We start from the raw sequence: 12,778 nt of genomic DNA on the forward strand, positions 1-12,778 counted from the left end.
GCCGCAATAAAAAACGCCCCAGTCATTACTGACTGGGGCGGCTAAAATATTCAGCCAAATCCGATTACGTGAAGTAAAAGGTCTGAAAGATAGAACATCTTACCTCTGTACCCTACGTCGTTAACTCTACTCTTTTTTTATCGCTGGACAAAGCACTTTTTGTAGTTTTTTTTCATTCTTTACATAGGGAATTCTAATGATCGTCACAAAACGCGCGTACTTATGTTGCTTACTTACATAAAACGCGCGTTATTCCGATAACCCTTAGTGAGCCTGATCCCAGTTTTCGCCGCTACCCACTTCCACCAGCAATGGTACGTCCAGCTTCATGCTGTTTTCCATCAGTTCATGGATCTTCTGAGAGACCGTCTCCAGATCGTCTTTATGAACTTCAAAGACCAGTTCATCGTGTACCTGCATGATCATTTTCACGCGCGGTTTCTCTTTTTCGAGCCAGGCATCGACGGCAATCATTGCGCGTTTAATGATGTCCGCCGCAGTGCCCTGCATAGGGGCGTTGATCGCAGCACGTTCAGCACCAGCCCGGCGCGCGGCGTTGCTGGATTTGATGTCCGGAAGGTAGAGACGACGGCCATCCAGCGTTTCAACGTATCCTTTCTCTTTCGCCTGTGCGCGGGTACGTTCCATATATTCCAGCACGCCCGGATACCGCTCGAAGTAGAGATCCATATACTTCTGCGACTCTTTACGCGGGATATTGAGCTGGCGTGAAAGACCAAAGGCACTCATGCCGTAAATCAGACCGAAGTTGATCGCTTTTGCACTACGACGCTGCTCGTTTGTCACGCTCTCCAGCGGCAGCCCAAACACTTCGGCAGCGGTTGCCCGGTGGATGTCCTTCCCTTCGGCAAAGGCCGTCAGCAGGCCTTTGTCGCGTGACAGGTGCGCCATAATACGCAGTTCGATTTGCGAGTAGTCCGCGGAGACAATCAGATAATCCTCTGGCGCAATGAAAGCCTGGCGAATACGGCGGCCCTCTTCATTACGCACCGGAATGTTCTGAAGGTTAGGATCGGTTGACGAAAGTCGCCCGGTCGCCGCCACAGCCTGGTGATAGGAGGTGTGCACGCGGCCCGTTTTCGGGTTGATCATCAACGGCAGTTTGTCGGTATAGGTCGATTTCAGCTTAGCCAGACCACGGTATTGCAGAATAACTTTTGGCAGCGGATAGTCCAGCGCCAGCTCTTCCAGCACCTCTTCAGACGTTGAAGGGGCGCCACCCGGGGTTTTCTTCAGCGGCTTGATACCCTGTTTTTCAAACAGGATGGTTTGCAGCTGTTTCGGTGAAGACAGGTTAAATGCCTCGCCAGCAAGCTCATGAGCCTTCTGTTCAAGCTCGGTCAGGCGCTGCGCCAGCTCACCAGAGTGGTTATGCAGCACCGTTGGGTCGATTTTAACGCCATTGCGCTCAATGCGGGACAGCACAGGCACCAGCGGCATCTCAATGTTCTGGAACACATTCAGCGGCCCTTCGTGCTTCTGCAATTTCGGCCACATTTTGAGATGCAGCTGTAGCGTGACGTCAGCGTCTTCCGCGGCGTAGCGGCCTGCTTCTTCCAGCGCGATCTGGTTAAAGGTCAGCTGATTTTTGCCCTTACCGGCAATTTCTTCAAAGGTGATGGTTTTGTGTTTCAGCCAACGATCGGATAAGGAATCCATATCATGGCGGCCCGCCACGCTGTCCAGAATGTAAGATTCCAGCATGGTGTCAAAAGCGATACCACGCAGCTCAATGCCGTAGTTTTGCAGAATACCGCGGTCGTACTTCAGGTTTTGCCCGACCTTCAGCGCTTTCTCGTCTTCCAGAATCGGCTTCAGCAGTTCAAAGGCGCGCTCGCGGGAGATTTGCTCCGGCGCATCCAGATAGTCGTGAGCCACCGGAACATAGGCTGCAATACCCGGCTCCGTTGCGAATGACAGGCCCACCATATTAGCCGTAATGTTATCAAGGCTGTCTGTTTCGGTATCGAAAGCAAATACTGGCGCTTTTTTCAGCTTTTCAATCCAGGCGATGAGCCGTGACTCTTCAAGGATGGTTTCATAGTTGTCGAAGGAGAGCGCTGCCGCCTCTTCTTCTGCCTGCTCTTCGGCATCGACAACGATGGTCTCTTTCGGCTTCGCCGCAGGTTTAGCCCCTTTCGCCTGAAGCCATTTCCCGGCTTCAACATCCGCGGTCCAGCGTTTAAATTCGTATTTTCTGAACAGGCCAAGCAGTTCGTCGGCGGCGGGTTCCTGCACTTCCAGCTGCTCGCAGGTAAGCTCCAGCTCTACGTCAGTTTTGATGGTGGCCAACTGATAGGAGAGATAAGCCACCTCTTTGTTATCGGCGAGCTTTCCGGCCATGGTTTTTGCGCCACGGAAGGTAAGACCGGCAATTTTGTCGGGTTCTGCATACAGCGTATCCAGCCCGCCCAGCCCTTGCAGCAGCGCCTGAGCTGTTTTTTCGCCTACGCCCGGTACGCCAGGAATGTTATCCGAGGAATCGCCCATCAGGGCGAGGAAATCAATAATGAGCTCTGGCGGCACGCCATATTTGGCGACCACTTCTTCCGGGCCAAGAATGGTGTTTGTCATGGTGTTGATCAGCGTGATCCCGGGCGTTACCAGCTGCGCCATGTCTTTATCACCGGTACTGATCAGAACCGGGCGGCCTGCTTTTTCCGCTTCGCGCGCCAGGGTACCAATTACGTCATCAGCTTCAACGCCTGAGACCGCCAGCAGTGGCAGCCCCATCGCTTTCACCATAGCGTGCAACGGTTCAATTTGCGCACGCAGATCGTCAGGCATAGGGGGACGGTGAGATTTGTAGTGCTCAAATAATTCATCGCGGAAGGTTTTACCCTTTGCATCAAACACCACGGCCGCATGGGTTGGGTGGTATTGCAGAATCAGGCTGCGAAGCATATTCAGCACGCCGTACATTGCGCCGGTAGGTTCCCCTGCGCTGTTGGTCAGAGGAGGAAACGCATGATACGCCCGATACAGGTAAGAAGAGCCATCGACGAGTATAAGTGGGTTTTCTGGGATCTGAACCATAATGTCCGTGCCTTTTATGAATTTATGGGTAAAGGATGCCACAGAAGGATGAAAACATCAGGTTTTAGCGCTTTATACAGAAAAAGATTTTGCGATCGGGAAGATCGCTCGCAAAACAAAACTGTGGATAAGTTTGTGCATATTTTTAATACAGGTGAATAACAGATTTATAAAAGTGATACTGAAAAATTATTTATCTAATAAAATCAAAGCATTGCTATAAGATCACTTAAGATCGCGCTTCACTGATGTTTATTTAGTCTATGTGGATATAAGACTTAAGCACTCTGTCTATATGCAAAAATTCGCTGCCTGGCAGGAAAAGCCGCAGCCTCCTGGTGTGAAACCGCCCTGGTCTGAGCGAATTTCTGATAAGATCGGCGCCCAGCACCGGATAGCCGGCTGCTCAATTACAGCTAACTATCTGAATAAATTCATTATGTCGAGAATACTCGCAGCGATAACATTATGGTTAAGCGTCATTTTAACTATTCTGGTTACCATCGCCTGTTCTGTGCCAATCATCGTTGCCGGAATAATTAAACTTCTGCTGCCTGTCCCTCCGGTATGGCGCGCGGTGTCTGCTTTTTGTAATTTTATGATGTACTGCTGGTGTGAAGGGCTGGCGATCCTGCTGCATCTGAACCCCTGGCTGAAGTGGGATGTTCAGGGGCTGGAGAAGCTGAACAAAAAGAACTGGTATCTGCTGATCTGCAATCACCACAGCTGGGCCGACATCGTTGTATTGTGCGTACTGTTTCGCAAACACATTCCGATGAACAAATACTTTCTGAAACAGCAGCTGGCCTGGGTGCCTTTCATTGGACTGGCCTGCTGGGCGCTGGATATGCCGTTTATGAAACGCTATTCACGCAGCTATTTAATTCGTCATCCGGAACGCCGCGGTAAGGACGTGGAAACCACGCGCCGTTCTTGCGAGAAGTTTCGCGCGCATCCCACCACCATTGTTAACTTCGTCGAAGGATCACGCTTTACCGAAGAGAAGCGCCAGCAGACTCGTTCTCCTTATCAGAACCTGTTGCCGCCAAAGGCTGCGGGCATCGCAATGGCGCTCAACGTGCTGGGTGAGCAGTTCGATAAATTGTTGAACGTAACGCTCTGCTATCCGGAAAATGACAGGACGCCGTTCTACGATATGCTCAGCGGCAGGCTGACGCGTATCGTTGTCCGCGTTGATCTGATGCCCGTCAACACTGAACTGCACGGGGATTATGTCAACGATAAAAACTTCAAACGTCGTTTCCAGCTTTGGCTTAATACACTCTGGAAAGAGAAAGACGAGCAGATAGCTAAGATTAAATCTTCATACAAAAACGCCGGTCAGTGACCGGCGTTTTTCTTTATGTTTGTTACTTTTTCTCAACCAGGTATTTCACGGTATCAGCGTACTGTTGTACGAAGATATCCATGCTGGTCGTGTCCATACCACGCATATTCACCTGGTATTTGCCGTTAACATACATCGCCGGCACGCCCTGCAACTGGAAGTCAGCGGCAGCTTTTTCCTGCTGTGCCACGAGAGATTTCACCACGAAACTGTTCCAGGCAGCGTCGTAGTCTTCACCTTTAACACCGGCATCCACGAACACTTTACGGATATCTGCCGTAGTTTGTACGGTCTGGGTTTTCTGTACGGCTTCAAACAGAGGCGCGGTGATCTTATCTTCCACACCCAGCGCAATCGCGACCGCCCATGCCTGAGTCAGATCTTTACCGAGTGGACCAAGGAACTCAACGTGGTATTTCGTCATTTTGGTGCCTTCCGGCAGCTTTTTCTTCACGTTGTCAGAAACATGAAGTACCTGCTCAAACTCGTAGCAGTGCGGGCAGTAGAAGGAGAAGAACTCCAACACCTGAGGCTCGCCAGCAACAGGCTTGTCCAGCGTAATGTACTGCTTGCCGTCGGTAAACTGCGCAGCAGTTGCGCTAAATGCCAGAATCATACCAGCCAGCGCCAGCCAAATTTTTTTCATGATTAACTCTCTCCTGGGTGTGTCCAATTAATACATCGGCGTTAATTGCAAAGGGGGTTCCTGTAGAACCTTAACCTGCGCGGTAAATGTGGATATCTGGTTGCGCCAGTAATCCTCCCCGGTAAGCCAGGGGAAATTTCGGGGAAAAGCCGGGTCTTCCCAACGCCTGATTAACCACGCGAGATAATAAACAAATCGCATCGCACGTAAAGGTTCTATCAAGGCAATTTCGTCTGAATTAAAGGGGCTAAATTCTTCATAAGCTTCAATTATGGTCTCAAGCTGCATGCGCTGCTCGGCTTTATCACCGTTGAGCAGCATCCACAGATCCTGCACCGCGGGTCCCATACGTGCGTCATCAAGATCGACAAATAGCGGCCCTTCACGCCAGAGAATATTCCCGGCGTGGCAGTCAACGTGCAGGCGCAGAGTAGTAATATCATCCCGCCAGCAGGCTTTTACAGCATCAATAAGCTTATCGGTCGCCGTGAGGAAATTATCCTTTAGGGCATTCGGGATCAGCGCCGATGTTTCGAATACCTGTCGCGGCTCAATAAGATATTCCTGAACACCAATCGTCGGACGGGCAACAAACGGTTTTTTACGTCCCGTCTGATGAATGCGCCCCAGATAGCGGGCAACCCATTCCATCTGATCGATATTATCCGCCTCAAACTGTCTTCCGCCCAGGCTCGGAAATACCGCGTAGTAAAAGCCCTGATGGGTCAGCAGCGTTTGGTTATTGAATTTGAGCGGTGCCGCAACGGGAACATCATCATCCAGCAGATCGTGGGCAAACTGATGCTCTTCCTGAATTTGTTCTGCGGACCAGCGCTGTGGACGGTAAAACTTTACGACAAAGCGCTGGCGCTCTTCGTCCTGAAATTGGTAGACACGGTTTTCGTAGCTGTTTAAAGGGGTTAACCCGGAATCCACCCGAATACCCTGCTCGAACAGCGCATCCATAATGGTATCCGGGTGTAGTGTCTGGAAAGTAAAAGCCTGGTCGTTCATCCGATCATCCGGAAATTATACGAATGATTCAGGATATCATCTTGTGGCGATTTCGGTGGCTCCGCTTACAAGCTTTTACTCTTTAATTACGCCTCGGGCACGCAGTAATGCGGTTTTAAAATCCTCTTCATAATCTTTCTGAATGCCAGGAATAACAGCATCTTTAGCCGAGTCACGCATTTTCAGGTGGTAGATCAGGATGTCGTCAGAAAGGTCTGCCAGTTCGCCATCAAAACCTGACTCTTTCGCCAGTTTCTGTAAAAATTGCATCAGATTCAGCTCTGGCTCTTTTTGCCAGGCCGGCTGGAGAAGCTCAATGACTTCATTAAGACGTTTACATTTCATGGTAGTGCTCCTTTCATTTAGAGAGACACGTTAGCAGGGTCAATCCCACAATAAAAGAGGCGATATTCGTGAATCAATGCCAGGAAATCATCGGAGTTGTTCTGGCCGGGGGCAGGGCAACGCGTATGGGCGGAAAGGATAAGGGGCTTCAGCTCCTGAATAACACACCATTATGGCAGCATGTTGCTGATACGCTTGCAGATCAGGTGTCCTCGATGGCGATCAGCGCTAACCGACATGTTGATATTTATCAGCGCAGCGGGTATCCGGTTTATCAGGATAACCTGGTGGACTACCCCGGTCCGCTGGCGGGAATGCTTTCCGTTATGCAGCAGTCGCATGGAGAGTGGTTTCTCTTTTGTTCATGTGATACGCCCTTCATCCCGTCCTGCCTGGTTGAACGTCTGGTGCAGCGGCGCGGTGGTGCTCCCGTCGTCTGGGTACACGACGGTGAACGCGACCATCCAACGATCGCATTGATTAATCGCTCGTTAATATCAGCGCTGGAAGATTACCTGGCCGCAGGAGAGCGACGCGTTATGGTATTTATGCGTCAGTCCGGAGGGCATTCCGTTGATTTCAGCGACATGAAATCGGCGTTTGTGAATGTAAACACGACGGAAGATTTGCAGATAATGCAGGAGAAGAAATGATCCCCGTATTAGCGATCTCTGCCTGGAGTGGCACCGGGAAGACTACGCTGCTAAAAAAACTAATACCTGCACTTTGCGCCAAAGGCATTCGTCCCGGATTGATTAAGCATACGCACCATAACATGGATGTCGATAAGCCGGGGAAAGATAGCTATGAGCTGCGTAAGGCTGGCGCTGCACAAACGATGGTGGCGAGTAACCAGCGCTGGGCGTTAATGACAGAAACACCGGATGAAGCACCGCTGGATCTCGCTTATCTTGTCAGCCGGATGGATCACTCCACGCTGGATCTGGTGCTGGTTGAGGGGTTTAAGCATGAGGCCGTGCCTAAGATCTTGCTGTTCAGAAACGGCGCCGGGCATGATGTTAGCGAACTAATGCTGGATGAGCATGTGATTGCCGTGGCCAGTGACGTTGCGTTGTCGCTGGAAGTACCGGTTCTGGATTTGAATAATGTGGAGGGGATTGCAGCGTTTATTTTGGCGTGGTGTGCAGTCTGAGATCTGCCGGGTGGCGGCTTCGCCTTGCCCGGCCTGCCGTTTTTCGACGTACAAACGCAAAAAGGCCATCCTTCCGGATGGCCTCTTCACTTGTTTGATGCCTGGCAGTTCCCTACTCTCACATGGGGAGACCCCACACTACCATCGGCGCTACGGCGTTTCACTTCTGAGTTCGGCATGGGGTCAGGTGGGACCACCGCGCTAAAGCCGCCAGGCAAATTCTGTTAATCTGTATCAAAGCTGAAATTTGATTGTCTGTCTCTTCGCCAAAACACCTTCGGCGTTGTAAGGTTAAGCCTCACGGTTCATTAGTATCGGTTAGCTCAACGCATCGCTGCGCTTACACACCCGACCTATCAACGTCATCGTCTTTAACGTTCCTTCAGGAGACTCAAGGTCTCAGGGAGAACTCATCTCGGGGCAAGTTTCGTGCTTAGATGCTTTCAGCACTTATCTCTTCCGCATTTAGCTACCGGGCAGTGCCATTGGCATGACAACCCGAACACCAGTGATGCGTCCACTCCGGTCCTCTCGTACTAGGAGCAGCCCCCCTCAATTCTCCAGCGCCCACGGCAGATAGGGACCGAACTGTCTCACGACGTTCTAAACCCAGCTCGCGTACCACTTTAAATGGCGAACAGCCATACCCTTGGGACCTACTTCAGCCCCAGGATGTGATGAGCCGACATCGAGGTGCCAAACACCGCCGTCGATATGAACTCTTGGGCGGTATCAGCCTGTTATCCCCGGAGTACCTTTTATCCGTTGAGCGATGGCCCTTCCATTCAGAACCACCGGATCACTATGACCTGCTTTCGCACCTGCTCGCGCCGTCACGCTCGCAGTCAAGCTGGCTTATGCCATTGCACTAACCTCCTGATGTCCGACCAGGATTAGCCAACCTTCGTGCTCCTCCGTTACTCTTTGGGAGGAGACCGCCCCAGTCAAACTACCCACCAGACACTGTCCGCAACCCGGATTACGGGTCTACGTTAGAACACCAGCCATTAAAGGGTGGTATTTCAAGGTTGGCTCCACGCAGACTGGCGTCCACGCTTCAAAGCCTCCCACCTATCCTACACATCAAGGACCAGTGTTCAGTGTCAAGCTATAGTAAAGGTTCACGGGGTCTTTCCGTCTTGCCGCGGGTACACTGCATCTTCACAGCGAGTTCAATTTCACTGAGTCTCGGGTGGAGACAGCCTGGCCATCATTACGCCATTCGTGCAGGTCGGAACTTACCCGACAAGGAATTTCGCTACCTTAGGACCGTTATAGTTACGGCCGCCGTTTACCGGGGCTTCGATCAAGAGCTTCGCGTTGCCGCTAACCCCATCAATTAACCTTCCGGCACCGGGCAGGCGTCACACCGTATACGTCCACTTTCGTGTTTGCACAGTGCTGTGTTTTTAATAAACAGTTGCAGCCAGCTGGTATCTTCGACTGATTTCAGCTCCACCCGCAGGGGCTTCACCTACACATCAGCGTGCCTTCTCCCGAAGTTACGGCACCATTTTGCCTAGTTCCTTCACCCGAGTTCTCTCAAGCGCCTTGGTATTCTCTACCTGACCACCTGTGTCGGTTTGGGGTACGATTTCGTGTTACCTGATGCTTAGAGGCTTTTCCTGGAAGCAGGGCATTTATCACTTCAGCACCGTAGTGCCTCGTCATCACACCTCAGCGTTAATAAGGTACCGGATTTACCTGGAACCTCCGCCTACATGCTTAAACCGGGACAACCGTCGCCCGGCTGACATAGCCTTCTCCGTCCCCCCTTCGCAGTAACACCAAGTACAGGAATATTAACCTGTTTCCCATCGACTACGCCTTTCGGCCTCGCCTTAGGGGTCGACTCACCCTGCCCCGATTAACGTTGGACAGGAACCCTTGGTCTTCCGGCGAGCGGGCTTTTCACCCGCTTTATCGTTACTTATGTCAGCATTCGCACTTCTGATACCTCCAGCATGCCTCACAGCACACCTTCAACGGCTTACAGAACGCTCCCCTACCCAACAACACATAGTGTCGCTGCCGCAGCTTCGGTGCATGGTTTAGCCCCGTTACATCTTCCGCGCAGGCCGACTCGACCAGTGAGCTATTACGCTTTCTTTAAATGATGGCTGCTTCTAAGCCAACATCCTGGCTGTCTGTGCCTTCCCACATCGTTTCCCACTTAACCATGACTTTGGGACCTTAGCTGGCGGTCTGGGTTGTTTCCCTCTTCACGACGGACGTTAGCACCCGCCGTGTGTCTCCCGTGATAACATTCTTCGGTATTCGTAGTTTGCATCGGGTTGGTAAGCCGGGATGGCCCCCTAGCCGAAACAGTGCTCTACCCCCGAAGATGAGTTCACGAGGCGCTACCTAAATAGCTTTCGGGGAGAACCAGCTATCTCCCGGTTTGATTGGCCTTTCACCCCCAGCCACAGGTCATCCGCTAATTTTTCAACATTAGTCGGTTCGGTCCTCCAGTTAGTGTTACCCAACCTTCAACCTGCCCATGGCTAGATCACCGGGTTTCGGGTCTATACCCTGCAACTTAACGCCCAGTTAAGACTCGGTTTCCCTTCGGCTCCCCTATACGGTTAACCTTGCTACAGAATATAAGTCGCTGACCCATTATACAAAAGGTACGCAGTCACCCCATAAAGAGGCTCCCACTGCTTGTACGTACACGGTTTCAGGTTCTTTTTCACTCCCCTCGCCGGGGTTCTTTTCGCCTTTCCCTCACGGTACTGGTTCACTATCGGTCAGTCAGGAGTATTTAGCCTTGGAGGATGGTCCCCCCATATTCAGACAGGATACCACGTGTCCCGCCCTACTCTTCGAGTTCACAGCATGTGCATTTTCGTGTACGGGACTATCACCCTGTACCGTCGGACTTTCCAGACCGTTCCACTAACACACAAGCTGATTCAGACTCCGGGCTGCTCCCCGTTCGCTCGCCGCTACTGGGGGAATCTCGGTTGATTTCTTTTCCTCGGGGTACTTAGATGTTTCAGTTCCCCCGGTTCGCCTCGTTAACCTATGTATTCAGTTAACGATAGTGCAACGGATTGCACTGGGTTTCCCCATTCGGACATCGCCGGGTCAAAGGTTCATATCACCTCGCCGGCGCTTTTCGCAGATTAGCACGTCCTTCATCGCCTCTGACTGCCAGGGCATCCACCGTGTACGCTTAGTCGCTTAACCTCACAACCCGAAGATGTTTCATCTTCTGATTGCGAAAATTTGAGAGACTCGAACACACATGAGCTGTGTGTCGTTTCAATTTTCAGCTTGATCCAGATTTTTAAAGAGCAAATATCTCAAACATGACTCGCAAGTCAGTTTTGAGATATGACGGCAGGTGACTTTCACTCACGAACCAGCAAGTGGCGTCCCCTAGGGGATTCGAACCCCTGTTACCGCCGTGAAAGGGCGGTGTCCTGGGCCTCTAGACGAAGGGGACGTACAGTCTCAATCGCAAGACGCCTTGCTATTTACTTTTCATCAGACAATCTGTGTGGACACTACAAAGGCAGGTTCTTTAAGGTAAGGAGGTGATCCAACCGCAGGTTCCCCTACGGTTACCTTGTTACGACTTCACCCCAGTCATGAATCACAAAGTGGTAAGCGCCCTCCCGAAGGTTAAGCTACCTACTTCTTTTGCAACCCACTCCCATGGTGTGACGGGCGGTGTGTACAAGGCCCGGGAACGTATTCACCGTGGCATTCTGATCCACGATTACTAGCGATTCCGACTTCATGGAGTCGAGTTGCAGACTCCAATCCGGACTACGACGCACTTTATGAGGTCCGCTTGCTCTCGCGAGGTCGCTTCTCTTTGTATGCGCCATTGTAGCACGTGTGTAGCCCTACTCGTAAGGGCCATGATGACTTGACGTCATCCCCACCTTCCTCCAGTTTATCACTGGCAGTCTCCTTTGAGTTCCCGGCCTAACCGCTGGCAACAAAGGATAAGGGTTGCGCTCGTTGCGGGACTTAACCCAACATTTCACAACACGAGCTGACGACAGCCATGCAGCACCTGTCTCAGAGTTCCCGAAGGCACCAATCCATCTCTGGAAAGTTCTCTGGATGTCAAGAGTAGGTAAGGTTCTTCGCGTTGCATCGAATTAAACCACATGCTCCACCGCTTGTGCGGGCCCCCGTCAATTCATTTGAGTTTTAACCTTGCGGCCGTACTCCCCAGGCGGTCGACTTAACGCGTTAGCTCCGGAAGCCACGCCTCAAGGGCACAACCTCCAAGTCGACATCGTTTACGGCGTGGACTACCAGGGTATCTAATCCTGTTTGCTCCCCACGCTTTCGCACCTGAGCGTCAGTCTTTGTCCAGGGGGCCGCCTTCGCCACCGGTATTCCTCCAGATCTCTACGCATTTCACCGCTACACCTGGAATTCTACCCCCCTCTACAAGACTCTAGCCTGCCAGTTTCGAATGCAGTTCCCAGGTTGAGCCCGGGGATTTCACATCCGACTTGACAGACCGCCTGCGTGCGCTTTACGCCCAGTAATTCCGATTAACGCTTGCACCCTCCGTATTACCGCGGCTGCTGGCACGGAGTTAGCCGGTGCTTCTTCTGCGGGTAACGTCAATCGACAAGGTTATTAACCTTATCGCCTTCCTCCCCGCTGAAAGTACTTTACAACCCGAAGGCCTTCTTCATACACGCGGCATGGCTGCATCAGGCTTGCGCCCATTGTGCAATATTCCCCACTGCTGCCTCCCGTAGGAGTCTGGACCGTGTCTCAGTTCCAGTGTGGCTGGTCATCCTCTCAGACCAGCTAGGGATCGTCGCCTAGGTGAGCCGTTACCCCACCTACTAGCTAATCCCATCTGGGCACATCCGATGGCAAGAGGCCCGAAGGTCCCCCTCTTTGGTCTTGCGACGTTATGCGGTATTAGCTACCGTTTCCAGTAGTTATCCCCCTCCATCAGGCAGTTTCCCAGACATTACTCACCCGTCCGCCACTCGTCAGCGAAGCAGCAAGCTGCTTCCTGTTACCGTTCGACTTGCATGTGTTAGGCCTGCCGCCAGCGTTCAATCTGAGCCATGATCAAACTCTTCAATTTAAAAGTTTGATGCTCAATGAATTAAACTTCGTAATGAATTACGTGTTCACTCGTTGAGACTTGGTATTCATTTAGTGTCCGAGGACATTAAGAATCCATGTCACTTTGAGTGCCCACACAGATTGTCTGATAAATTGT

General features: G+C 51.6%; 8 protein-coding genes, 1 tRNA gene and 3 rRNA genes. 3 read left to right on the forward strand and 9 right to left on the reverse strand.

From position 1 onward, the window contains the following. Positions 1–50: 50 nt before the first annotated feature. Both spfP and polA read right to left on the reverse strand, forming a co-directional pair. Entirely contained in the window at positions 51–98 is a 48-nt protein-coding gene (gene spfP, locus AC4OVU_RS22095; protein ID WP_071892919.1) for a small protein SpfP, read from the reverse strand. 166 nt (positions 99–264) lie between these two features. After that, positions 265–3,057, reverse strand: coding sequence for a DNA polymerase I (gene polA, locus AC4OVU_RS22100; protein ID WP_032652015.1), 2,793 nt, complete (start codon positions 3,055–3,057; stop codon positions 265–267). A gap of 439 nt (positions 3,058–3,496) precedes the next feature. Here polA and yihG point away from each other — a divergent pair, with 439 nt between their 5' ends. After that, positions 3,497–4,405, forward strand: a complete 909-nt coding sequence (yihG, locus tag AC4OVU_RS22105; RefSeq protein WP_032620765.1) for a 1-acylglycerol-3-phosphate O-acyltransferase, YihG family — start codon at positions 3,497–3,499, stop codon at positions 4,403–4,405. A gap of 22 nt (positions 4,406–4,427) precedes the next feature. Here yihG and dsbA read toward each other — a convergent pair whose 3' ends face one another. From dsbA to AC4OVU_RS22120, 3 genes are all read right to left on the reverse strand, one after another. Continuing rightward, the gene (dsbA, locus tag AC4OVU_RS22110) at positions 4,428–5,051 is read right to left on the reverse strand and encodes a thiol:disulfide interchange protein DsbA (RefSeq protein WP_015569896.1); all 624 of its coding nucleotides are present in this window, start codon (positions 5,049–5,051) and stop codon (positions 4,428–4,430) included. Between the two features lie 27 nt (positions 5,052–5,078). After that, positions 5,079–6,065: a serine/threonine protein kinase gene (locus AC4OVU_RS22115; protein WP_491928783.1), complete on the reverse strand. Its 987-nt coding sequence runs from the start codon at positions 6,063–6,065 to the stop codon at positions 5,079–5,081. Between the two features lie 75 nt (positions 6,066–6,140). After that, positions 6,141–6,410 (reverse strand): YihD family protein, encoded by a 270-nt coding sequence (locus AC4OVU_RS22120; protein WP_003861904.1) that lies wholly within the window; start codon positions 6,408–6,410, stop codon positions 6,141–6,143. Positions 6,411–6,478: 68 nt separating this feature from the next. Here AC4OVU_RS22120 and mobA point away from each other — a divergent pair, with 68 nt between their 5' ends. After that, positions 6,479–7,063 carry a molybdenum cofactor guanylyltransferase MobA gene (gene mobA, locus AC4OVU_RS22125; RefSeq protein WP_017694040.1) on the forward strand — a complete coding sequence of 195 codons (585 nt, stop codon included), beginning with the start codon at positions 6,479–6,481 and terminating at the stop codon, positions 7,061–7,063. Continuing rightward, a complete protein-coding gene (gene mobB / locus AC4OVU_RS22130; RefSeq protein ID WP_017694039.1) occupies positions 7,060–7,563 on the forward strand; it encodes a molybdopterin-guanine dinucleotide biosynthesis protein MobB in 504 nt (167 codons plus the stop codon). Before mobA ends, mobB begins: the two co-directional genes overlap by 4 nt. Before the next feature lie 99 nt (positions 7,564–7,662). Here the strand turns inward: mobB and rrf are convergent. From rrf to AC4OVU_RS22150, 4 genes are all read right to left on the reverse strand, one after another. Continuing rightward, positions 7,663–7,778 (reverse strand): 5S ribosomal RNA (gene rrf / locus AC4OVU_RS22135). 72 nt (positions 7,779–7,850) lie between these two features. Further along, positions 7,851–10,755, reverse strand: a 23S ribosomal RNA gene (locus AC4OVU_RS22140). A 183-nt stretch (positions 10,756–10,938) separates the two neighbouring features. Then, positions 10,939–11,014, reverse strand: a tRNA-Glu gene (locus AC4OVU_RS22145). Between the two features lie 84 nt (positions 11,015–11,098). Then, positions 11,099–12,640, reverse strand: a 16S ribosomal RNA gene (locus AC4OVU_RS22150). Together the 16S, 23S and 5S rRNA genes with 1 tRNA gene alongside form the textbook arrangement of a ribosomal RNA operon. Positions 12,641–12,778: the final 138 nt, after the last annotated feature.

It is taken from the genome of Enterobacter sp. 6722112 (assembly GCF_058661685.1).